The 21,119-nt window shown below is 69.1% G+C and carries 23 protein-coding genes and 1 pseudogene; 12 read left to right on the forward strand and 12 right to left on the reverse strand.

All coding sequences use genetic code 11. The annotated features are described in order from the left end of the window. Positions 1 to 162, forward strand: a pseudogene (locus tag HV783_RS21850) (amino acid ABC transporter ATP-binding protein); the annotation flags it as partial. A 266-nt stretch (positions 163 to 428) separates the two neighbouring features. After that, a complete protein-coding gene (locus tag HV783_RS21855; RefSeq protein ID WP_049070977.1) occupies positions 429 to 1,445 on the forward strand; it encodes a Bug family tripartite tricarboxylate transporter substrate binding protein in 1,017 nt (338 codons plus the stop codon). A 140-nt stretch (positions 1,446 to 1,585) separates the two neighbouring features. Here HV783_RS21855 and HV783_RS21860 read toward each other — a convergent pair whose 3' ends face one another. Continuing rightward, the gene (locus tag HV783_RS21860; RefSeq protein WP_175168381.1) at positions 1,586 to 1,945 is read right to left on the reverse strand and encodes a hypothetical protein; all 360 of its coding nucleotides are present in this window, start codon (positions 1,943 to 1,945) and stop codon (positions 1,586 to 1,588) included. Positions 1,946 to 2,029: 84 nt separating this feature from the next. On the opposite strand from HV783_RS21860, the gene HV783_RS21865 reads away from it, so the two are divergent. Then, the gene (locus tag HV783_RS21865; protein WP_054503354.1) at positions 2,030 to 2,392 is read left to right on the forward strand and encodes a glyoxalase superfamily protein; all 363 of its coding nucleotides are present in this window, start codon (positions 2,030 to 2,032) and stop codon (positions 2,390 to 2,392) included. Between the two features lie 98 nt (positions 2,393 to 2,490). Here the strand turns inward: HV783_RS21865 and HV783_RS21870 are convergent, their stop codons facing one another. The 8 genes from HV783_RS21870 to gtdA all read right to left on the reverse strand — a co-directional run bounded on the left by HV783_RS21870 (position 2,491) and on the right by gtdA (position 10,245). Continuing rightward, entirely contained in the window at positions 2,491 to 3,666 is a 1,176-nt protein-coding gene (locus HV783_RS21870) for an ABC transporter substrate-binding protein (protein ID WP_054503355.1), read from the reverse strand. A gap of 28 nt (positions 3,667 to 3,694) precedes the next feature. Further along, positions 3,695 to 4,915, reverse strand: a complete 1,221-nt coding sequence (locus tag HV783_RS21875) for a 3-hydroxybenzoate 6-monooxygenase (protein ID WP_054503356.1) — start codon at positions 4,913 to 4,915, stop codon at positions 3,695 to 3,697. A gap of 19 nt (positions 4,916 to 4,934) precedes the next feature. Continuing rightward, positions 4,935 to 6,287, reverse strand: a complete 1,353-nt coding sequence (locus HV783_RS21880; RefSeq protein ID WP_175189857.1) for an FAD-dependent oxidoreductase — start codon at positions 6,285 to 6,287, stop codon at positions 4,935 to 4,937. 86 nt (positions 6,288 to 6,373) lie between these two features. Then, positions 6,374 to 7,378: a Bug family tripartite tricarboxylate transporter substrate binding protein gene (locus HV783_RS21885; RefSeq protein ID WP_175189858.1), complete on the reverse strand. Its 1,005-nt coding sequence runs from the start codon at positions 7,376 to 7,378 to the stop codon at positions 6,374 to 6,376. Beyond that, positions 7,371 to 7,769: a chorismate mutase gene (locus tag HV783_RS21890; RefSeq protein WP_054446332.1), complete on the reverse strand. Its 399-nt coding sequence runs from the start codon at positions 7,767 to 7,769 to the stop codon at positions 7,371 to 7,373. The genes HV783_RS21885 and HV783_RS21890 overlap by 8 nt, the downstream gene beginning before the upstream one ends. Then, a complete protein-coding gene (gene maiA, locus HV783_RS21895) occupies positions 7,766 to 8,404 on the reverse strand; it encodes a maleylacetoacetate isomerase (RefSeq protein ID WP_064526627.1) in 639 nt (212 codons plus the stop codon). The genes HV783_RS21890 and maiA overlap by 4 nt, the downstream gene beginning before the upstream one ends. Before the next feature lie 12 nt (positions 8,405 to 8,416). After that, a complete protein-coding gene (locus tag HV783_RS21900) occupies positions 8,417 to 9,115 on the reverse strand; it encodes a fumarylacetoacetate hydrolase family protein (RefSeq protein ID WP_064526625.1) in 699 nt (232 codons plus the stop codon). Between the two features lie 77 nt (positions 9,116 to 9,192). Then, entirely contained in the window at positions 9,193 to 10,245 is a 1,053-nt protein-coding gene (gtdA, locus tag HV783_RS21905; RefSeq protein WP_054503361.1) for a gentisate 1,2-dioxygenase, read from the reverse strand. 169 nt (positions 10,246 to 10,414) lie between these two features. Between gtdA and HV783_RS21910 the strand changes: the two genes are divergently transcribed. Both HV783_RS21910 and HV783_RS21915 read left to right on the forward strand, forming a co-directional pair. Then, positions 10,415 to 11,350 (forward strand): LysR family transcriptional regulator, encoded by a 936-nt coding sequence (locus tag HV783_RS21910; protein WP_049070997.1) that lies wholly within the window; start codon positions 10,415 to 10,417, stop codon positions 11,348 to 11,350. Continuing rightward, positions 11,350 to 11,907, forward strand: a complete 558-nt coding sequence (locus HV783_RS21915; protein WP_059269217.1) for a hypothetical protein — start codon at positions 11,350 to 11,352, stop codon at positions 11,905 to 11,907. Before HV783_RS21910 ends, HV783_RS21915 begins: the two co-directional genes overlap by 1 nt. A gap of 116 nt (positions 11,908 to 12,023) precedes the next feature. Here HV783_RS21915 and glpK read toward each other — a convergent pair whose 3' ends face one another. Continuing rightward, on the reverse strand, positions 12,024 to 13,547 hold the full coding sequence (gene glpK, locus HV783_RS21920) for a glycerol kinase GlpK (RefSeq protein WP_175189859.1): 1,524 nt from the start codon (positions 13,545 to 13,547) through the stop codon (positions 12,024 to 12,026). After that, a complete protein-coding gene (locus HV783_RS21925; RefSeq protein ID WP_049071001.1) occupies positions 13,534 to 14,988 on the reverse strand; it encodes a DHA2 family efflux MFS transporter permease subunit in 1,455 nt (484 codons plus the stop codon). The genes glpK and HV783_RS21925 overlap by 14 nt, the downstream gene beginning before the upstream one ends. A 98-nt stretch (positions 14,989 to 15,086) precedes the next feature. Between HV783_RS21925 and HV783_RS21930 the strand changes: the two genes are divergently transcribed. The 4 genes from HV783_RS21930 to HV783_RS21945 all read left to right on the forward strand — a co-directional run bounded on the left by HV783_RS21930 (position 15,087) and on the right by HV783_RS21945 (position 17,614). Further along, positions 15,087 to 15,275 carry a DUF3460 family protein gene (locus tag HV783_RS21930; RefSeq protein WP_006386935.1) on the forward strand — a complete coding sequence of 63 codons (189 nt, stop codon included), beginning with the start codon at positions 15,087 to 15,089 and terminating at the stop codon, positions 15,273 to 15,275. 16 nt (positions 15,276 to 15,291) lie between these two features. After that, the gene (locus HV783_RS21935; RefSeq protein WP_054503364.1) at positions 15,292 to 16,182 is read left to right on the forward strand and encodes a segregation and condensation protein A; all 891 of its coding nucleotides are present in this window, start codon (positions 15,292 to 15,294) and stop codon (positions 16,180 to 16,182) included. 43 nt (positions 16,183 to 16,225) lie between these two features. Beyond that, positions 16,226 to 17,080, forward strand: coding sequence for a pantoate--beta-alanine ligase (gene panC / locus HV783_RS21940; protein WP_054503365.1), 855 nt, complete (start codon positions 16,226 to 16,228; stop codon positions 17,078 to 17,080). Positions 17,081 to 17,197: 117 nt separating this feature from the next. Next, the gene (locus HV783_RS21945) at positions 17,198 to 17,614 is read left to right on the forward strand and encodes a response regulator transcription factor (RefSeq protein WP_054503538.1); all 417 of its coding nucleotides are present in this window, start codon (positions 17,198 to 17,200) and stop codon (positions 17,612 to 17,614) included. 146 nt (positions 17,615 to 17,760) lie between these two features. On the opposite strand, the gene HV783_RS21950 is transcribed toward HV783_RS21945, so the two are convergent. After that, a complete protein-coding gene (locus tag HV783_RS21950; protein WP_175189860.1) occupies positions 17,761 to 18,519 on the reverse strand; it encodes a copper resistance protein NlpE N-terminal domain-containing protein in 759 nt (252 codons plus the stop codon). 193 nt (positions 18,520 to 18,712) lie between these two features. Between HV783_RS21950 and HV783_RS21955 the strand changes: the two genes are divergently transcribed. From HV783_RS21955 to zapD, 3 genes are all read left to right on the forward strand, one after another. Further along, positions 18,713 to 19,567, forward strand: a complete 855-nt coding sequence (locus tag HV783_RS21955; protein ID WP_054503367.1) for a prepilin peptidase — start codon at positions 18,713 to 18,715, stop codon at positions 19,565 to 19,567. A gap of 79 nt (positions 19,568 to 19,646) precedes the next feature. Further along, entirely contained in the window at positions 19,647 to 20,294 is a 648-nt protein-coding gene (gene coaE / locus HV783_RS21960) for a dephospho-CoA kinase (RefSeq protein ID WP_116792783.1), read from the forward strand. 42 nt (positions 20,295 to 20,336) lie between these two features. Then, positions 20,337 to 21,089, forward strand: a complete 753-nt coding sequence (gene zapD, locus HV783_RS21965; protein WP_054503539.1) for a cell division protein ZapD — start codon at positions 20,337 to 20,339, stop codon at positions 21,087 to 21,089. Positions 21,090 to 21,119 lie beyond the last annotated feature (30 nt).

The raw sequence follows: 21,119 nt of genomic DNA on the forward strand, positions 1-21,119 counted from the left end.
ATGCTGTGCGTGACCCACGAAATGGGCTTCGCGCGCAAGGTCGCCAACCGCGTCATCTTCATGGACCGCGGCGAGATCATCGAGCAGAACAGCCCGGACGAGTTCTTCGACAACCCGCAGAACGAGCGCACCAAGCTGTTCCTGAGCCAGATCCTGCATTGAGGCCGGGCGCCGCCGGGCGCCGCGACCCGAACCGAAGCCGCCTTCCCTGGAAGGCGGCTTTTCTTTGGGCGCCGGCCGTGGGCGAAGCGGCGCGAAAGGAAAGGCGCCGAGCACGCCGGGGTGGCCGGCGTACGTTGTTTCCAGTCGGCCGGGGCGCGACGTTCACGGGAAAAACGCTCGGTTCTCCCGGTATCCCTTTGTTACGCCGTTCACCCCGCTGCGGTATGCTACCGACCGCCATCGATGCAATGAGAGGAGCAAACCAAATGAAACAGACCCCCCGCGGCGCCATGCGCCGTGTCCTGCTGGGCGGCGCCGCGGCCCTGGCCGCCACGCTGGCCCTGGGCGCGCCCGCGCTGGCGCAGAACACCGATTTCCCCACCAAGCCGCTGCGCTTCGTGGTGCCTTACCCGCCCGGCGGCCCGCTCGACACCATGGCCCGCATGCTGGCCGAGAAGGTGCGCGGCTCGCTCGGCCAACCCGTCGTGGTGGAAAACCGCTCGGGCGCCGGCGGCAACATCGGCGCCGACCTGGTGGCCAAGGCCCCGGCCGACGGCTACACCCTGGTGATGGGCGCCGTCGCGACCCACGCCATCAACCCCTGGCTGTTCGCCAACCTGCCCTATGACCCGGTGAAGGATTTCGCCCCGGTCACCATCGTGGCGTCGGTGCCGAACGTGCTGGTGATGAACGTCGAGTTCGCCGCCAAGAACAAGATCGAGAAGCTGTCGGACCTGATCGAGTACGCCAAGAAGAACCCGGGCAAGCTGAACTACGGTTCGGGCGGCAACGGCAGCGCCGGCCACCTGTCGGGCGAACTGCTCAAGGCGCGCGCCGGCATCAACGTCGAGCACATTCCCTACCAGGGCGCGGCCCCGGCGCAACTGGCGCTGCTGTCCGGCCAGTCGGACTTCATGTTCGACAACCTGGCGGCTTCGGCTCCGCTGATCAAGGACGGCAAGGTCAAGGCGCTGGCCGTGACCACGGCCAAGCGCTCGTCGCTGCTGGCCGACGTGCCGACGGTGGAAGAGTCGGGCATCAAGGGCTTCGACCTGGGCACCTGGTTCGGCGTCTTCACGACCGGCGGCACGCCGGCGCCGGTGGTGGCCAAGCTGAACAAGGCCTACGCCGAAGCGATGCAGCAGCCCGACGTCAAGCAGCGCCTGCTGACGATGGGTTCGGAAGCGCCGCCCATGACGCCCGAAGCCTTCGCCGAGTTCGTCAAGAACGAGAAGGCCAAGTACCAGGAGATCGTGAAGATTTCCGGCGCCAGCCTGAACTGAGGCCGGCGCGCCTGGCGCGTTTCGTCGGGAACGCGCCGGGCCTGACGCCGCCCCTGTCCGTCGGGGCGGCGTATCCGCCGGGCGCCGCGATCGCGGCGCCCGCGCTTCATCCCCACGCTTCGGTCATCCCCGCCGTTCGATCATTCGCGCGGCGCGGCCAGCAGGCCGTCGACCAACCGCGTCAGCAGCCTGCGGTCGGTGTCCAGGTCGGTGCAGCCGTACTGGTCGGCCTCGCGGTTCACCCACGCCTCATGCGCGCGCCACTGGTCGCCCGCGGCCTCCAGCCGCAGCGCGTAGATCCAGATGCCGGTCCAACTGCGATGAAAGCGCAACACGCCCTCGTCGAGATAGATGAACCACTTGTCTTCCATTTCGCGCGGGATGCGGCCTTGCCGCAGGCGGGCGTACTGGTCGGCCGTGTAGGTGGCGTCAAAGGGCAGCGCCGCGCGCTTCTTCGGCGCGGGCAGGTGTTTCCAGGATGCGGCTTGGGCGTCGGGCATGGCAACCGGTTTGATTTATGCTGGCGAGATGCGCGCACGCTCGGTAGTGGGCGGGCGCGATCCCTCGAATACTAAGGCCTGATCATGCATTTGTCCCCCGCCATTCCCATCCTGCGCATCTTTTCGGTCGAGAAGGCGCGCGAGTTCTACCTGGATTTCCTCGGCTTCGAGTGGGACTGGGAACATCGCTTCGAACCGGGCCTGCCGCTGTACGCGCAGGTGCATCGCGGCGAGCTGGTGCTGCACCTGAGCGAGCACTACGGCGATGCCACGCCGGGCGCGGCCATCTTCGTGCGCACCACCGGCGTCGACGATTACCAGGCCGAACTGATCGGCAAGCAGTACGGCTACGCGCGGCCCGGCGTCGAGGACGCGCCCTGGGGCCGGCTGCTGCGGGTGACCGACCCGTTCGGCAACCGCCTGACGTTCTGCGAATCGCAAGACTGAGTCCATGAGCCGCGCTACCCGGGCGCGCGCGCACGCCCAGGTAGCGCCGCGCGCGCTCCAGCGTTCCCGGCGGATCCGCGACGCCAGGTCCTCGGCGGCTACATCTTGCAGTCGGCCGCGTGCACGTCGGTGTGGTCGCGGGCGATGACCTTGAGATTCCTGTAGACCAGCTTGCCGTCCGCGCCGGCCTCGATGTGCAGCAGATACCAGTCCTGCACGGGGTGCTGGTTGGGGCCGAACTTGAACTTGCCGCGCACGCTGGGGAAGTCGGCACGGCGCAGCGCGTCGCGGAACGCGTCGGCCTTGCCGGTGATGTCGCCGTCCACGGCCTTCAGGCCCGAGGCGATCAGGTTGGCGGTGTCGTAGGCCTGCGCCGCATAGGCGGTGGGCGCGCGGTTGTAGGCCTTGGTGAAGGCTTCGACGAAGTGCCTGTTCTGCGGGTTGTCCAGGTCCGCGCTCCACAGCGAACTCAGGTAGAAGCCCTTGCCGGCGGTGCCGGTGGCGGCCAGCATGCGTTCGTCCATCGAGTAGATGGGCGTGATCATCTTGATCTTGTCGGCCAGGCCGGAGTTGGCGTATTGCTTGGTCAGGTTGATGCCGGCGCCGCCCGGGTGGAACTGGAAGATGGCGTCCGGGTTGAGCGCTCGGATGCGCGCCAGCTCGACCGAGAAGTCGGCCTGTTCCAGCTTGGTGTAGATCTCCTCGGCGATCTCGCCCTTGTAGGTGCGCTTGAAACCGGCGACGGCGTCGCGGCCGGCCTGGTAGTTCGGCGCCATGACGACGACGCGCTTGGCGCCCAGCTCGTTGGCGGCGATGCCGGCGGTGTCGGCGTACGAGTCGTTCTGGAAGGCGACGGCGAAGTAGTTGGGATTGCAGGCCTTGCCGGCGTAGTTGGAGGGGCCGGCGTTCAGGCTGACGTAGAAGCCGCCGGCGTTGAGCACCGTCGGCCCGACCGCCGCCATGACGTTGGAGAAGTTCACGCCGGTGAACAGGCGCACGCCGCCCTGCACCATCTTGTCGGCGATCTGCTTGGCGTTGGCCGGCTTGAGCGCGTCGTCCTCCACGCGCACGTTGACCGGCACGCCGCCGAGCTTGCCGCCGCCTTCCTTGACCGCCAGCATGAAGGCGTCGCGCTCGTCCTCGCCGATGTAGCCGGCGGGCGTGGACAGCGTGCCGATGAAGCCGATGTCCACGGGTTTCTGCTGGGCCTGGACGCCGCCGGCGGCCAGCGCCAGCAGCAGCGCGGCGCCGCCGCGGGTGATGCGTGTCGTCATGGTTGTCTCCTCCTGTGCCTGCTTTTTTTTATGGCTGGATGGGTCCCGCGAGACAGTTCTCCACCTTCCAGCCGTAGAGCCACTGCAACGCGTCGTAGAACTGCGACTGGCCGCGGCCGGTCCACAGCATGTTGCGCACGGTGCGTTCGACACCGCGCGCGTGATAGAGCCTGCCCATCTCGCGGGTCGACCAGACCACGCGCGCGCTGCGCGGAATGCGCACCGATTCGTACAGCCGGAAGGCGGCCTCCAGATCGTGGTCGCAACGCTTGACGGCCTCGCCCAAGGTCACCGCGTCTTCCAGCGCCATGCAGGCGCCCTGGGCCATGTATTGGGTCATGGGGTGGGCGGCGTCGCCCAGGATCGTCATTCGGCCCTGGCCCCACTGTTCGACCGGCTCGCGATCGGCGGTGGCCCAGCGCTTCCACGACGTGGGGCGGTCCAGCATCTGGTGCGGGCGCGGGTGGATGCCCTGGAAATACGACAGCACTTCCTCCTTGCTGCCTTCGCGTACGCCCCATTGTTCCTGCTCGCGGCTGTGGAAGGTCACCACCAGGTTGTATTGCTGGCCGCCGCGCAGCGGGTAGTGCACCAGGTGGCAGTGCGGGCCGGCCCACAGCACCGGCGCGTTGATGCGCAGTTCCTCGGGCATGTTGTCGCGCTCGACCACGGCGCGGTAGACCACGTGGCCGGTCACGCGCGGCGGATCGCCGATCAGGTGTTCGCGGATCACGGACTTGACGCCGTCGGCGCCCACCACGGCGTCGGCCTGGTAGCGGTTGCCTTCGGTGTCGGTGACCTCCACGCGCTTGCCGTCCTGCGCCACGCCGGCGATCTGCGTCGAGGTGCGAAAGCGGATCAACGGATTCTGCTGCACCGCTTCCAGGATCGACAGATGGATATCGGCGCGATGGATCACGGCGTAGGGGCCGCCGAAGCGCTCGCGGAAGGCCTCGCCGGTGTCGATGCGCACCACTTCGCGCGCGTCGACCGCGTCCATCATGATGATGTGGTCGGTGAAGACGGAGCGCTGGCGCGCCGTGGCGCCCACGCCCAGCGCGTCGAGCGCGGCGAAGGCGTTGGGGCCGAGCTGGATGCCGGCGCCGATCTCGCCGATGTGCGCGGCCTGTTCCAGCAGTTGCACCGCGATGCCCTGGCGCGTCAGCGCCAGCGCCGCGGCCAGGCCGCCGATGCCGCCGCCCACGACGATGACGGATTGGGGCGGGTTCTTTGCGGGAGTTGCATTCATTGCCAGGTTCCTTGCGTATTCATTCTTGACGGCCGAGGAAGGCGCCTTGCCGTTGCAGTTGCGCCTGCAGCGCCGCCACCGGCACCTCGGCGGGCGCATGGCCGTCGCGCAGCGCCATGGCGGCTGCGGTGCCGGCGGCCTCGCCCATGACGAAGCAACTGCCGCTGACGCGGGCGGCCGACTGGCCTTCGTGCGTCATCGAGGCGCAGCGTCCGGCCACCAGCACGTTGGCGGCGACGCCGGGACCGCGGCGCGGCACCATCATGCGGAAAGGGAGCTGGTTGTAGCCGCGCGATTCCGGAATCGGCGGCCACAGCCATTGCACGTCGCCGGCGGTGTGCATTTCCAGCGGCCAGCCGTTCACGCCGATGCTGTCCTCGAAGTCGGCGCAGCCCAGCACGTCTTCCTTGGTCAGCATGGCCTCGCCAACGATGCGGCGGGTCTCGCGGATGCCGAGCTGCGGCGCGATGTCGAGCACATAGGCGTTCTCAAAGCCCGGCACCTTGGCGCGCAGGAACTTCAGGTATTCGGTGATCTGGCGGCGGCCTTCCAGCTCGCCGGCCGAGAGCGAGGCGGCGTCGGTGCCGTCGGCCGCGCTGCCGTCGGCGTTGGCCAGTTGCGTGACGTTGACGCGCCACTCGTAGTCATGCTTTTGCGGCCGCACGATGGCGCCGCGCCGCGGGAAAGTGAATTCGCCGCTGGCGGCGGCCTGGTCCATCAGTTGGGGAATGGTCTTCCACGCCTCCTGGGCGCGGGCGCCGTCGACGTTGCCGACCTTGAACATCAGCGTGGGGTAGAGCATGTGGCCGTGCGCGTCGCCCTTTTCGAACGGCAGGCCGCCCCATTGCGCGATGTCGGCGTCGCCCGAGCAGTCGATGAAGACCTTGCCGCGCACCGCGCAGCGGCCGGACTTGGTCTCCAGGAACAGCGCGTCGACATTGCCGGCGGCGTCGCGCGCCAGGCCGGTGGCCAATGCGTGGAACAGGATTTTTGCGCCGCTGTCCTGCACCATGCCGTCGGCGGCGCACTTGAAGGCCGAGACGTCGTAGGCCTGGGCGTGGATCTTGCCCAGGATCAGGTGCGGGTCGTTCAGGCCGTCCAGCGCGCGCATGCGGTCCAGCAGCTCGTCCGTCATGCCGTGCACCACCTGGCGGATGGCGCCGCGCACGTTGGCGTGCAGGCCGCAGAAGTTGGAGACGCCCGCCGCCGTGCCCATGCCGCCGAGAAAGCCATAGCGTTCCACCAGCAGGACGCTGGCGCCGTTGCGGGCGGCGCTGGCAGCCGCCAGGATGCCGGCGGGGCCGCCGCCCAGCACGACAACGTCGTATTCGCCATAGAGCGGCACCTGGCGGGCGGGTTCGGTGAGGGTCATGCTTGTCTCCTTGCTGTCCTGCTTGACTGTCTGGTGGTGCGAAATGCGAAATGCTGGACGGCGAGGCCGCCCGTTCACAGGCCTTCTTATTGGCCCTTGATGCCGAGCTTGGTGATGAGCGGTTCCCAGCGCTTGAGCTCATCGTCCATGTAGGCGCGGAACTCGGCCTGGGTGCTGCCCACCGGATCCATGAACTGCGCCTGCAGGCGCTTGACCACCTCGGGGTCGCGGATCGCCTGGGTCAGCGCGTCCGACAGCTTCTTCTGGATGTCGGCGGGCACCTTGGACGAAATCACGAAACCGATCCAGGCCGAGCCCTCGATGCCGGGCACGCCGACTTCGGCCAGCGTGGGGATCTCGGGCAGCAGGGTGGAACGCCTGGACGAGGTCACGGCCAGCGCCTTCAGGCGGCCGTCCTTGACCATGCTCATGACCGCGATCGGCGGCAGCGCGGCGAACTGCGTGTCGCCCGACAGCAGCGAAGTCAGCGCGGCCGGCGACGACGGATACGGCACGTGCGTGGCGCGCGCGCCGATCCGCTGCAGCAGCAGTTCCACCGCCAGGTGCGAAACGGTGCCGGCGCCGGGCGAGGGGAAGTTGTACTTGTCCGGGTTCTTCTTGAGCGCCTCCAGCAACTGGCCGACGTTGTCGATGCCGGAGTTGGCCGGCACCACCAGCACGTTGGGCTGGTGCACCGCCAGCGTCAGCGGCGCCAGGTCGGTGGCCGGCGCGTAGGGCAGCTTGTCGAACAGCAGCGTGTTGTTCACCAGCGGGCCGGTGATCGAGACGCCGAAGGTGTAGCCGTCGGGCTTGGCGTTGGCGATGGCGAAGGTGCCGATGTTGCCGCTGGCGCCCGGTTTGTTCTCCACCACCACGGTCTGGCCGAGGATGGCGCCGGCCTTCTCGCCGACGATGCGCGCCACCTGGTCGGGGCTGGAGCCCGGACCGAACGGCACCAGCGCCTTGAGCGGCTGCGACGGCCAGGCGTCGGCGGCCTGCGCCGCGCCCAGCGGCGCCAGGGCCACCAGTCCCAGCGCCAGCGCGCGCGCCGTCAAAGCGCGCGCCCGCGCCAGGGTTGAGGGCTTATGCATGCTTGTCTCCCGCGATCTTCATATTGTTGAAATAGGTCTGCTCATTGGCGATGAAGGCCGCCACCATGGCGCGGTAGGCGGCGTCCACCACCTGGTCCAGGTTTTCGAAGCCCTGGTTGTGGCGCTCGGCCAGGCGCCGCGCTTTTTCGAACACCTCGGCCTGGCGCGCCGGCGCGCTGACCTGGAAGGCGTCGCGCTTGAAGCGCGCGGCGTCCTTGACGTACATGGCGCGTTCGGCGATCAGGCGCACGATCTCGTCGTCCAGGCGGTCGATGTTGGCGCGCACTTCGGCCAGGTTGGCGCACAGCGGGCGGTAGTCCGGGTCGGTGTATTCGCGCAGCGGCGCGCCCTGGGTGTCGGGCTCCTGGCCCGGGGAAACTTGCGAGGTCACTTGATGTAGTCCGGTTGGTTGGCGGGCGCGGCCTGCTGGAAGGCGGGTTGCGCGAGGCAATGTTCGTAGACGCCTACAAGGCGCGGGTAGGCCGACAGGTCGCAGCCCATGCGCTGGGCGTTGGCGACCTGCGGCACGACGCAGCAGTCCGCCAGCGTCGGCGCGTCGCCGAAGCAATAGGCGCCGCCGCCATGGCGCGCCAGCAGCGCCTCGACCGCGGTCAGGCCTTCGCGGATCCAGTGGTGATACCAGGCATTCTTCTGCGCGTCGGTGGCGCCCAGCTCTTCCTGCAGGTAGCGCAGGATGCGCATGTTGTTGACCGGGTGGATGTCGCAGGCGATGGCGTTGGAAAGCTCCAGCACGCGGGCGCGTTCGCGCGGCGCGGCCGGGATCAGGCGCGGCTCGGGGTGGGTGGCGTCCAGATAGTCGATGATGGCGAGCGATTGCGACAGTTGGAAATCGCCGTCGGTCAGCAGCGGCACGCCGGCCGACGGATTCCGCGCCACATAGTCCGCGGCGCGCTGTTCCTGCTTGCGCAGGTTCACCGGGGTGATGTCGACCGGCAGGCCCTTGAGCGCCAGCGCGATGCGCACGCGATACGAGGTGGAGCTGTTGAAGAAGCTGTGCAGTTGCATGGGCGGGCTTCCTCAGGCGATCCGCACGCTCAGCGTGCCCAGGCCGTCGACGCCGCCGACCATCGTGTCGCCGCGCACCACCGGGCCCACGCCTTCGGGCGTGCCGGTATAGATCAGATCGCCGGCTTCCAGGCGAAAGTACCGGGACAGGTAGGCGATGGTCTCGGCCACCGACCAGATCAGCTTGCCGATGTCGCTGCGCTGCTTGTCGGCGCCGTTGACCTGCAGCCAGATGCCGGCGCGGTGGATGTCGCGGGCCTGTGCGGCGGGCACCAGTGGACCGATCGGCGCGCTCTGATCGAAGGCCTTGCCCAGTTCCCACGGGCGGCCGGCCTCGCGCATTTTCATCTGCAGGTCGCGGCGCGTCATGTCCAGGCCGACGGCGTAGCCCCAGACGTGTTGCAGCGCCTGGTCGACGGCTATGTTGGCGCCGCCTTTGCCGATGGCCGCGACCAGCTCGATCTCGTAATGCAGGTTGGCGGTCTCGGGCGGGTAGGGCAGCGACAGCGTGCTGCCCTCGGCCACCGGCACCACGGCGTCGGCCGGCTTGCAGAAGAAGAAGGGCGGTTCGCGGTCGGGATCGAAGCCCATTTCGCGGGCGTGGGCGGCGTAGTTGCGGCCGACGCAATAGACGCGGCGCACCGGGAAGCTGTCCTGGCTGCCGGCGACGGGCACGGCAACGGGGGCGGCGGGATCAAACACAAAAGACATGGGTCACCTTTCTGGAATGCGGCGCCGGGGCCCGCGCGGGCCCCGGCCGGAATTGAAATGAAGGGAGGGAGCCGCCTTCAGGCGGTGCGTTCTTCGCGCCACAGGCCCAGCGCGTCCTGCACCGGGCGGTCGGAATAGCTGAACAGGGTGGCGTCTTCCAGCGCCGCCAACTGCACCGGCTGCCACGACGGCGCCACGAACACGTCGCGCGGGCCGAAATGGAATTCGGCGTCGCCGATGCGGGCGATGCCGCGGCCTTCCACCACGCTGTAGACGGTGGAGTCGGTGCTGCGATAGGGCTTGCCCTGGAAGCCGGCCGGCAGAAGCTGCATGAAGGTGGCCATGGTGGGCATGGGGTAGCCGCCCGTGGCCGGGTTCAGGTAGCGCAGCTTGACGCCGTCCCAGGGGTCGAGCTCGCCGTGGCGGTAGAGCGCGTCCAGCGCCTCGCGGCTGCGCTCGTAGGGATAGTTGAAGATCGGCGAGGTGCCGCCGGTGGCGCGATGCCGCACCGGCGCCATGTTGTGGCCGTAGCGCGCCATGCTGTCGCCTTCGGGACGCGTGACCGGCTGGGTGGCGGACGGATAGTTCTCGGCGAAGCCGGCATCCAGGAAGCGCAGCAGCGGGATGTCCAGGCCGTCCAGCCAGACCACCGGTTCGCCGCCGTCGACGGTCTCGGCGTTGCCGTGGTCGTGCCAGGTCCAGGACGGCGTGATGATGAAGTCGCCCGGATGCATGGTGGTGCGCTCGCCGTTGACGGCGGTGTAGGCGCCGCGGCCCTCGACGATGAAGCGCAGGGCGGACTGGGTGTGGCGGTGGCTGGGCGCGATCTCGCCGGGCAGGATCAGTTGCAGGCCGGCGTACAGGCTCTGCGTGATGCTGGCCTGGCCGGGCAGGCCCGGGTTCTCCAGGATCAGCACGCGCCGCACGGCTTCCTCGGCGCTGATGAGCGAGCCGGAGGCCAGCACGTCGTCGCGCACCTCGTCGTATTTCCAGATGGCGGGCACGCAGCGCGGCGCGGGCTGGCGCGGCACCAGGTTGTGCAGCGACTCCCACAGGGGGGCCATGTGCTTCTGGGCGATGCGGGCGTAATAGGCGGCGCGATCCGCGCCGGGGGGGTGACCGTCGGGCATGTCTGTCTCCTGGGGCCGGCGTCGGGGCCGGCTTCTGTGGGCCCGTCGCGGCGGGCGCGGCGGGGCCTGATATGGAGACGATTATGCGTAACGAGCTATGTGTTTTGAAATGAAATTATCTTATTATCCATATCAATAACTATATGGATAAGAGACCAAAGGGGACTCCATGGACTGGACTCACCGATTGCGCCTGCGCAATCTGAAAATGCTGCTCAGCCTGGCCCAGACCCGCAACATCAGCCACTCGGCCGCGATGCTCAACACGACCCAGCCGGGGTTGTCGAAGTGGTTGAAGGATCTGGAGGACGACATCGGCCTGCCGCTGTTCGAGCGCCATGCGCGCGGCCTGCGGCCGACGCCGCACGGCGACGTGCTGATCGCGCACGCGCAGCGGGTCGAGGCGCAACTGGACCGCGCCAGCGCCGACATGGCCGCCTTGCGCGAAGGGGGCGGCGGGCGGGTGGTGATCGGCGCGTCCGGCGCCTCGGCGTCGGATACCGTGCCGCTGGCGGTGATGAAGCTGCTCGAACGCATGCCGCAGGCCCGCGTGAAACTGGTGGAAGGCACCACCGACCGCCTGCTGGCGCAACTGGCGCAGGGCGACCTGGACATCGTGGTGGGCCGCTCGGCGCCCGAGCATCACGATCCGGCCATCCGCTTCGAGGCCCTCTACCTGGAGCCGATCCACCTGGTGGCGCGGCCGCGCCATCCGCTGTTCGCGCGGGAGCAGCCGGGCTGGCCGGAGCTGCTGTCATACCGCTGGATCCTGTGGCCCAAGGGCACGCCGATCCGCAACGCGGTCGACGCCGCGCTGGCCGCGGCCGGCCAGGCGCCGCCGGCCGATCACATCGAATCCAATTCGGTCACCATCAACCTCACGCTGATCAACAACAGCGACATGATCGGCGTCGCTTCGCATCGCGCCGCGCTGCGCTTCACGCAGATGAAGGCGATGCGCATCATTCCGATGCGCCTGTCGGGCTTCGGCTCGGTGGCCATGTACTGGCGCGAGGATGCGTTCCGGCCGACCGCCGTGCAGGAGGCGATGGCCGCGCTGCGCAACACGGTGGCCGAACACGCGCCGGGCGTGACGAGGCTGTGATGGCGCCGTCCGGCCCCGGGCTGAATGCGCTGATCGCGCAATGCCGCCGCCTGGAGGCGGCGCTGCGCGACGAGGCGGGCGCGCCGGACGCATCCGCGGCCATGCACCGTTTCGTTGCCGAGATGGATGCGCGCGCCGCGCCGCCGGGGCTGTGGTCGCCGCTGGCGCTGGCGGTGCTGACCATGGTTGGCGGCATCGGCGTCGGCATCGGCCTGCTGAGCCTGCTGCTGCGGCCGGCCGGGCCGGCGCTGGCGGCCTTCGCGCTGGTGCTGGCCTGCGCCGTCACGGCCCTGGCGCTGGCGATCGGCGTGGTGGCCTTCATGGGCGGCTACAGCCTGGGGCTGGTGCTGCTCAAGCGCACCGCGCTGGCGTTGGCCTCTGCCGGCGTGCTGGGCCTGATCGCCTGGTCGCAGGGCGACATGCGCGCGGTCGGCCCGGTGGTCGCGCTGCTGGGCGGCGCGGGCGCGTGGCTGCTGATGAACAGCAATGCGTTCTATGTGTTCGCCGGCTATCGCGTGGCGCTGCGGGTGATGCAGGCGCAGGCGCGGCGGCCGTAAGCGGCCGGCTGCGTGCGCGTGATGGGTGGGGGGGAGGGGCCGAGGCCGCCGATGCCTCGCGGCGATCCGCGCGCAGGCAGCCGGCGCGTGTCAGCGGCGCGCCGGGCGGCATCCGTTCACTTCGCGGTGTTGGACCAGCCCTTGGACAGCTCCACCGCCTGGCGCCAGCGCCGCATGCGGGCCTCGCGCACCGAGTCCGGCCAGGCCGGTTCGAAGGTGCGCTCGGCCTGCCACTTGGAGGCGAATTCGTCCTGATCCGACCAGAAGCCGACCGCCAGGCCGGCAAGGCCGGCCGCGCCCAGCGCGGTCGATTCGGGCACCCGCGGGCGCACCACCGGCACGCCCAGCAGGTCGGCCTGCATCTGCATCAGCAGGTCGTTGCGGGCGGCGCCGCCGTCCACCCGCAGCTCGGTCAGCGCGATACCGCTGTCGCCGTTCATGCAGGTCAGCAGTTCGGCGCTCTGCAGCGCGATGGATTCGAGCGTGGCGCGGGCGATGTGGGCGCGGGTGGTGCCGCGCGTCAGGCCCACCAGGGTGCCGCGGGCGTAGGGGTCCCAGTGCGGCGCGCCCAGGCCGGCGAAGGCCGGCACCATGAAGACGTCATCGGTGTCGGCCACGCTGGCGGCCAGCGATTCGATTTCCTCGGAACGCTGGATGATGCCCAGGCCGTCGCGCAGCCATTGCACCGCGGCGCCGGCGACGAACACGCCGCCTTCCAGCATGTAGGCCGGACGCCAGCCTGGCTGGCTTTGCGCCGGCAGGCCCCAGCCGACGGTCGACAGCAGGTGGTTGTGCGACTGCACCGGCTTGTCGCCCACGTTCATCAGCATGAAGCAGCCGGTGCCGTAGGTGTTCTTGGCCATGCCCGGCTTGAAGCAGGCCTGGCCGAAGGTGGCGGCCTGCTGGTCGCCGGCCACGCCGGCGATGGGAATCGAGCCGCCCAGCCATTCGGGCAGGGCTTCGCCCACCACCGCGCTGCTGGGCGCGATCGACGGCAGCACGCTGCGCGGAATATTGAGCAGCGCCAGGATCTCGTCGTTCCAGTCCTGCGTGTGCAGGTCGAACAGCATGGTGCGCGAGGCGTTGCTGGGGTCGGTGCTGTGCACCGCGCCGCCGGTCAACTGCCAGATCAGCCAGGTGTCGACGGTGCCGAAGGCCAGTTCTCCGCGCTCGGCCTTCTGGCGCGCGCCGGGCACGTGATCCAGCAGCCAGGCCAGCTTGGTGCCCGAGAAATAGGCGTCCAGCACCAGCCCGGTGCGCGATTGCAGGAAGTCGGCGTGGCCGTCCTGGCGCAACTGGTCGCACATGGGCGCGGTGCGGCGGTCCTGCCAGACGATGGCGCGGGCCAGCGGGCGGCCGCTGGCGCGGTCCCAGATCAGGGTGGTTTCGCGCTGGTTGGTGATGCCGATGGCGGCCACGTCGGCGGCGCTGGCGGCGGCGTTGCGCAGGGCCTCGCGCGCCACGTCCAACTGGCTGTGCCAGATCTCGCCGGGGTCATGTTCGACCCAGCCCGGCCGCGGATAGTGCTGGCGGAATTCACGTTGGCCGATGCCGCGCACCACGCCATCGCGATCGAACACGATGGCGCGGGAGCTGGTGGTGCCCTGGTCCAGGGCTAGGACAAATTCATTCGTCGTCACTGTTCTTGGCGCCGTTCAGGTGTGCCCCGGCCAGCGGGTCGAGGCGTCTAAAGGAAAAGACCGAAGCCGCGCACAGCAGGCCGATGACGATGAAGCCGACGATCACGTCGCCCACCACCAGGCTTTCCGCCCCGCGCAGGGTCATGCTGATGTTCAGGGTCACCGCGGCCACGCCCACGCCCAGGCTGATGCCGAGCTGCTGCGCCATGGCGGCGAAACTGCTGGCGCGGCTCATCTTGGCCGGGGGAATGTCGGCATAGGTTAGCGTATTTACGCCGGTGAACTGCAGCGAGCGGAAGAAGCCGCCGACCAGCAGGATGGCGATCATCAGCCAGACCGGGGTGGTGGGGGTGAACGTGGCGCAGACCACGATGAAGGCGCCGGTCAGCACCGCGTTCACGGTCAGCACGCGGCGAAAGCCGAAATGCCTGACGATGGGCGTGGCGACGAATTTCATCAGCAGCGCGCCGGCGGCGCTGGCGAAGGTGATCAGGCCGGCCGAGAACGGCGACAGGCCGAAGCCCACCTGCAGCAGCATGGCCAGCAGGAAGGGCGTGGCGCCGACCGCGAAGCGGCACAGGTTGCCGCCCAGCGTCGAGATGGCGAAGGTCGGGATGCGCATCAGCGCCAGATCGATGATCGGGTGTTCGGTGCGGCGCGCATGCCAGCCGTAGAGCAGGCCGCAGACGATGCCGACCGCGATCAGGCCCAGCAGCATCGGCAGCGGCATGACGTCGCGGCCGATGGCCTCGAAGCCGCTGACCAGCGTGGCCAGGCACACGGCGCTGAGCAGGAAGCCGAGCCAGTCCAGGCGCGGCGCCGATTCTTCCTTGATCTCGGCCACGTAGCGCAGCACCAGCGCGATGCCGAGCACGCCGATGGGGATGTTGATCAGGAAGATCCAGTGCCACGACATGTACGTGACCATGAAACCGCCCAGCGGCGGCCCGATCACCGGCCCCAGCAGTGCCGGGATCGACAGGAACGACATGGCTTTCAGCAGGTCCTGCTTGGGCACCGTGCGCAGCAGGATGATGCGGCCCACCGGCACCATCATGGCCCCGGCCATGCCCTGCACCACCCGGGCGATGACCAGTTGCGGCAGGTCCTGCGACAGGGCGCAGGCCACGGAGCTGAGGGTGAACAGGCCGATGGCGGCGATGAACACGCGGCGCGCGCCGTAGCGGTCGGCGGCCCAGCCGCTGACTGGCACGAACACGGCCACCGACAGCAGGTAGGAGGTGATGGCCACGTTCAACCGCACCGGGGTCGATCCCAGGGCCCGCGCCATGGCCGGCAGGGCGGTGGCGACCACCGTGGCGTCCAGCATCTGCATGAACAGCGCACAGCCGACGATGAAGGGAATCATGCGCGCCGCGCGCACCGCGTCCGGGGTCGAGGGAGGAGCGGGATTGGCTGCGGCTGCGGATTCGGCTGACATGGCGGAGGGGGGCGGTGGGACCCGGAAGATTGTAACGCCGGCTCCCGGCCCCGCGTGCAGTAAACTCCGGGTATCCGAAACCCACTGAAATTGGTGCCATGGCAACCAACTACGAATCCGAGATCACCAAGTTCCTCAAAGACTACAAGCAGTCGCACCCTGGCACCGAAGAACGCCAGCGCGAAGGCCGTGCGCGTCTGTGGGACAAGCCGCAGGACGCGGAGCTGCTGGAAGGCTTCCGCGCCGCCCGCGTGCCGCAAAAGCCGTACGTGTATCAGGCCGACTGATACCGTTGCGGCAGCCATGGCCCACACCCCCTCCGTCCCGGGCGATGCCCTGGCCGCGCTAGTGGAACCGTCCGTCGACAGCACGCCCGACACCGTTGACAGCGTCGCGTTCGCGCGCCTGTACGGCGAGCCGCTGTTCCAGATGCCGACGGACCTGTACATCCCGCCGGACGCGCTGGAGGTGTTCCTCGAAGCCTTCGAGGGGCCGCTGGACCTGCTGCTCTACCTGATCCGCAAGCAGAACTTCAACGTGCTGGACATCCCCATGGCGGATGTCACGCGGCAGTATCTGTCCTATGTGGAACAGATCCGCATCCACAACCTGGAGCTGGCCGCCGAGTATCTGCTGATGGCGGCCATGCTCATCGAGATCAAGTCGCGCATGCTGCTGCCGGTCAAGAAGACCGACACCGGCGAAGAGCCCGAGGATCCGCGCGCCGAGCTGGTGCGCCGCCTGCTCGAGTACGAGCAGATGAAGCTGGCCGCGCAAAAGCTCGACGCCCTGCCCCAGTTGGGCCGCGACTTCGTCACCAGCCATGCGGTTGCCGACCTGAGCGTCGAGCGCATGCTGCCCGAGGTCAGCGTCGACGACCTGCGCGCCGCGTGGGCCGACATCATGAAGCGCGCCAAGCTCAACCAGCACCATCACATCACCCGCGAACAGCTTTCGGTGCGCGACCACATGACGCACATCCTGCGGCGCCTGAACGACGTGCGCTTCATGGAGTTCGGCGACCTGTTCATGGAACGGGTGCGCGAGGGCGCGCCGGCCGCCGTGGTGGTGGTGCACTTCATCGCCATGCTGGAACTGGCGCGCGAATCGCTGCTGGAAATCACCCAGGCCGAGCCTTACGCGCCCATCTACGTGCGCCTGGCCTACACCAGCGTCGCGGCGGTCGCGGCCTGATCCGATTCCCCCCGGGCTGTGCGCCCAACCCCGGAGATCCCCCTTGAAAGTCGTCCACACCATCCAGGAATTGCGCGACCACCTGCGCGGCCAGAACCGCGTCTCGTTCGTGCCCACGATGGGCAACCTGCACGAAGGCCACCTGGCGCTGATGAAGCTGGCGCGCCAGCACGGCGACCCGGTGGTCGCCAGCATCTTCGTGAACCGTCTGCAGTTCGGGCCGAACGAGGATTTCGACCAATACCCGCGCACCCTGGCCGCCGACATCGAGAAGCTCGAACGCGAGCGCGACGTGTACGTGCTGTTCGCGCCCAACGAGCGCGAGATGTACCCCGAACCGCAGAATTTCCGCGTGCAGCCGCCGGACGACCTGGGCGACATCCTCGAAGGCGAATTCCGCCCCGGCTTCTTCGCCGGCGTCAGCACCGTGGTGCTCAAGCTGTTCTCCTGTGTCCAGCCGCGGGTCGCCGTGTTCGGCAAGAAGGACTACCAGCAACTGATGGTGGTGCGCAACATGTGCCGCCAGTTCCAACTGCCGGTGGAAGTGCTGGCGCACGAGACCGTGCGCGCCGACGACGGCCTGGCGCTGTCGTCGCGCAACCGCTACCTGAGCGAGGCCGAGCGCGCCGAGGCCCCGGCCCTGTACGCCGCCCTGCACAACGTCGGCCAGCGCCTGGCCGCCGGCGAGCGCGACGCCGCGAGGCTGGAGCGCGAGGCCACCCAGCAACTGACCGATCGCGGCTGGAAGGTCGACTACATCGCCCTGCGCCGCCAGCGCGACCTCAAGCGTCCGGAAGCTGCCGACCTCCAGGCGGGCGAGCCGGTGGTGGTGCTGGCCGCCGCCAAGCTGGGCGCGACCCGCCTGATCGACAACCTGGAGCTGGCCTACACGGCCTGAGCCGGTTGCGCCGCGGCCGGCTCAGGCCGGGCCGCGCACCCCTGGCAAAATTGCCAGCTTATGTCGCCGGCGAGGGCGGGGCAGACTCTCTGCATGTCATCATTGCAGAGCCATTCCATGCACGTTCCCCGCGCCGACCTCGATCGCCTCCTGTCCGCCCTGACGCCGCGCGAGCGCCAGATCGTCGCCTATGTCGCGGCTGGCCGTCCGAACAAGGTCATCGCGATTGACCTGGACATTTCCCTGCGCACCGCCGAGGCCCACCGCGCCCGGATCTTCGCCAAGCTGGGCGTGCGCAACGCCATGCAACTGGCCTGCCGGCTGTGCGCCTTTGGGCAACCGGGCGTGTCGCCGGTGCTGGGAGCGCCATTGCCGTGCGGGTCGGAGGCTGGGGCGCCGGTCGCCCCGCCGCCCGAGCCCGCTGCGGATACGCCCGCGTCAGACACGCGCTATGCGCTGCGGGCGGAGCGGGTCGATGCCATCCTCGCGGATTGCTGCGCGGCACTTATCAATAAAGGATACTGGAGTAAGTAGGCACTTACTTTTCGAGGGTGGCCAGCCGCCCCTCGGCTTTCATCGGTCCAGGACGCCGCCCCAAAAACCAAGGGCCTGGCGGATGCGTCATCCGGCAGGCCCTGCGGGGGATGGCCAGGCCGGGCTGGATACCCGGCCCGCCGCGCTCAGGGGCATTGAGGCGCCTGGGCCTTGGCCAGTTCGTCGATCGGATCCAGGTCCGGCTGGCGGGTCAGGTTGTAGTTCAGGTTGGGCGACTGGCCGCCGATGGAGCGCACGCGCAGCACGTTGTTGGCGGCGACCACGAATTCGACCCGCATGTTGCCCTTGCTGTCGAGCAGCAGGACGCGCGGCGGGCGCTCGTCGGTGGCGTCCCAGCAGCCTTGCTCGACGATCGGCGCGGCCTTCTGGGGATCGTTTTCCAGGTAGGCGGTGCGGCCGCGCCAGCGGCCGTTGGGCGCCAGGGTCAGGGTGACGCGCTGCGCCGTGCACTGCATGGCGGGCGAGAAACACGGCAGCGTACCCATGTAGGTCTGCGGCTGCGGCACCAGGCTGTTGGCGGCGGCGCTCTGCGTCGCGGCGGGCGCCGGGGCGGGCGCCGCGCCGGCGCCGCTGCTCGCGCCTTCCGGCACGGGCTGGCCATCCTCGGTGGTGGCGCCCTGGGCCGCGGCGGCCTGGGTCGGGGTCTTCTTCTGGTCGGGCTTCAGCGCGATCTGCACCTGCGACGGCGCCCGCAGCACGGTGCGGTAGCCGGCGCCGGAACCCTGGTACTGGGCGTCGGTGACGGTGCTTTCGACCGGGGGATCGTAATAGCCTTCGGTGCGTTGCTGGGCGCAGCCCGCGGCAGCCAGCGCCGTGCCCGCTAACAGCAGCCCCATCATGCTGAGTTTGCGGGGGCGGGTAAGGATTTCGACGCGCGCGGCCATGGCAGCTGATCCGTAAGTTGAGTCTGTCTCCGATTTTACGCACTTATGCGAAGATTCGATACGTTCCCCACCATCCTGAAAGGCGTTGCCGGCACTTTATGCACAAATTACGACACGGCTCCTGGCAGCCCGCCCGCCGTCCTGCCGTCCGCGCTCGTCCGCCGGCGCGGCGGACCGCGCCGCGAGGGCGCGCATGACGCTGTGGCATGTCTTGCCGGTGCCCCTGGCGGCGTTTGTCGCGCTGGCCGCGCTGGCCGGCCTGCTGGTCGGCGGCTGGCTGACGCAGGTCACCTACCGCCTGCCGCGCATGATGGAACGCGAGTGGCAGGCGCAGTGCCAGGAAGCGGCGGGCAATGCCCGGCCGGCGATCGACTCCGACCTGCGGGCGCCGGCCGCGCATTGTCCGAGCTGCGAGGCGCCGGTGACGGGCTGGCGCCGCCTGCCGCTGCTGGGCTGGCTGGCGCTGCGCGGCCGTTGCGCCGCGTGCGGCGCCCCGATCGGTTGGCGCTATCCCGCGATCGAGGCGATCACCTGCATCCTGTTCGCCGCCTGCGCCTGGCGTTTCGGCGCCACGCCCATCGCGTTGTGCGCCATGGGCTTGTCGGCGGCGCTGGTGGCGCTGGCCTGGATCGATCTGGAATCGACCCTGCTGCCGGACGCGATTACGCTGCCGCTGACCTGGGCCGGCCTGCTCGTGAATCTGTTCGACGCCTTCACGCCGCTACCGATGGCGGTAGTGGGCGCGGTGGCCGGCTACCTGTTCCTGTGGGTTATCTTTCATGCATTCCGCCTGCTGACCGGCCGCGAAGGCATGGGCTACGGCGATTTCAAGCTGCTGGCGGCGCTGGGGGCCTGGTTCGGTGTCGGCGCCTTGCCAATGCTGCTGCTGGGCGCCTCGGTGGTCGGCGTGGTGGTGGGCGGCGCCCTGACGCTCGGCGGCCGGGCACGCCGCGGCCAGGCCTTGCCGTTCGGCCCATACCTGGCGCTGGCGGGCGTGGCCGTGCTGCTGTTGGGCGGCGAGCAAGGCCTGGGATGGTTGCTGCATTGAACGCGCGTCCGCCCCGCGGCGGCGCGCGCCCGGTGGGACGCAGGGGCGGCGGGGAGCAGGGCGCACAGGAAGGACGAACATGTTCAAGATCGGTCTGACAGGGGGCATCGGCTCGGGCAAATCGCGAGTGGCCGACTTGCTGGGCGAATGGGGCGCATCGGTGGTCGATACCGATGAGATCGCGCGCGCGCTGACCGCGGCCGGCGGCGCGGCGATGCCCGCCATCGAACGCGAGTTCGGGCCCGACGCGTTGACGCCGGCAGGCGCTCTCGATCGCGACTGGATGCGCGAGCGCGCGTTTGCCGACCCGCAGGTCCGCCTGCGCCTGGAAGCTATCCTGCATCCGGCCATCGGCCACGAAACCGAACGCCAGGCCGAGGCCGCGCGCGGCGTCTATCTGGTGTTCGTGGTGCCGTTGCTGGTCGAGTCCATCGGGCGCTGGCGCGGCCGCGTCGACCGCATCTGCGTGGTCGATTGCGATCCCGACACCCAGGTGGCCCGGGTGCGCTCGCGCAGCGGGCTGACGGACTCAGCCATCCGGCGTATCATGGCGGCACAGGCTGCGCGGGCGGACCGGCTCGAGGTCGCGGACGACGTCATCGACAATGGCGGCGCGACATCGCCGGAGCAATTGCGCGCGCAGGCGAAGACCCTGCATGATCGCTGGCTCAAGCTGGCGGCCACCACGGGCCGGCAAGCTTCGGGCTTGGCCGGCACCCCTGAATAATCTCGGCCCGCCGGCCGACCTCTGATGGGCCTGTTTACAAGCGTGATTGTTTACGAATATCCCTTCAACGAGCGCATCCGCGCCTACCTGCGGCTCGAATACCTGTTCGACAGGCTGTTCTTCTTTGCGCGCGAGGGGGATTCACGCCAGCACCAGGTTGCCGTCACCTCGCTGTTCGATCTGCTCGATGTCTGCGAACGCACCGACGTGAAAGGCTCGGTGCTGCAGGACCTCGAACGCCAGCGCGTCGCGCTGGTTGGGTTGCGCGACCACCCCGGGGTGGCGCAGGACGCGCTCGAAGGCATGCTGCGCGAACTCGAAAAGGTGGCTTCGGCCCTGGCGGCGCCCGGCAAGACCGGCCAGTCGCTGCGCGAGAACGAATGGCTCACCAGCCTGCGCGGGCGCCTGGCGGTGCCCGGCGGCGCGACTCAGGTCGACATGCCGTCGTACTACGCCTGGCAGCATAAGTCCGAAGCCGCGCGCTGCGCGGACCTGCAGGCCTGGCTGGCGCCCTTCACCGCCCTGAACGACGGCCTGACCCTGGCGCTGCGCCTGTTGCGCGAGTCAGGCCGCAAGATCGACATCGTGGCCGAACAGGGCGCTTACCAGGAGATGCTGGGCGGCAAGCAGTACCAACTGCTGCGCGTCTGGGTCGATCCGGCGCAGGGGGTCTTTCCCGAGATCAGCGCGAATAAGTACATGATCTGGATCCGCTTTTCGACGCAGGACGGCGAATTCAAGCCCCAGCAGGTGGCGCGCAGCATCCCCTTCCAGATCACGCTCTGCAATTCGTAGCCCGTCGGGCGCGAGCGGGGGGGGCATCCC

The sequence above is a fragment of the Achromobacter dolens genome, assembly GCF_902859745.1.
In the GTDB taxonomy this organism is placed as follows: Bacteria; Pseudomonadota; Gammaproteobacteria; order Burkholderiales; family Burkholderiaceae_B; genus Achromobacter; species Achromobacter dolens.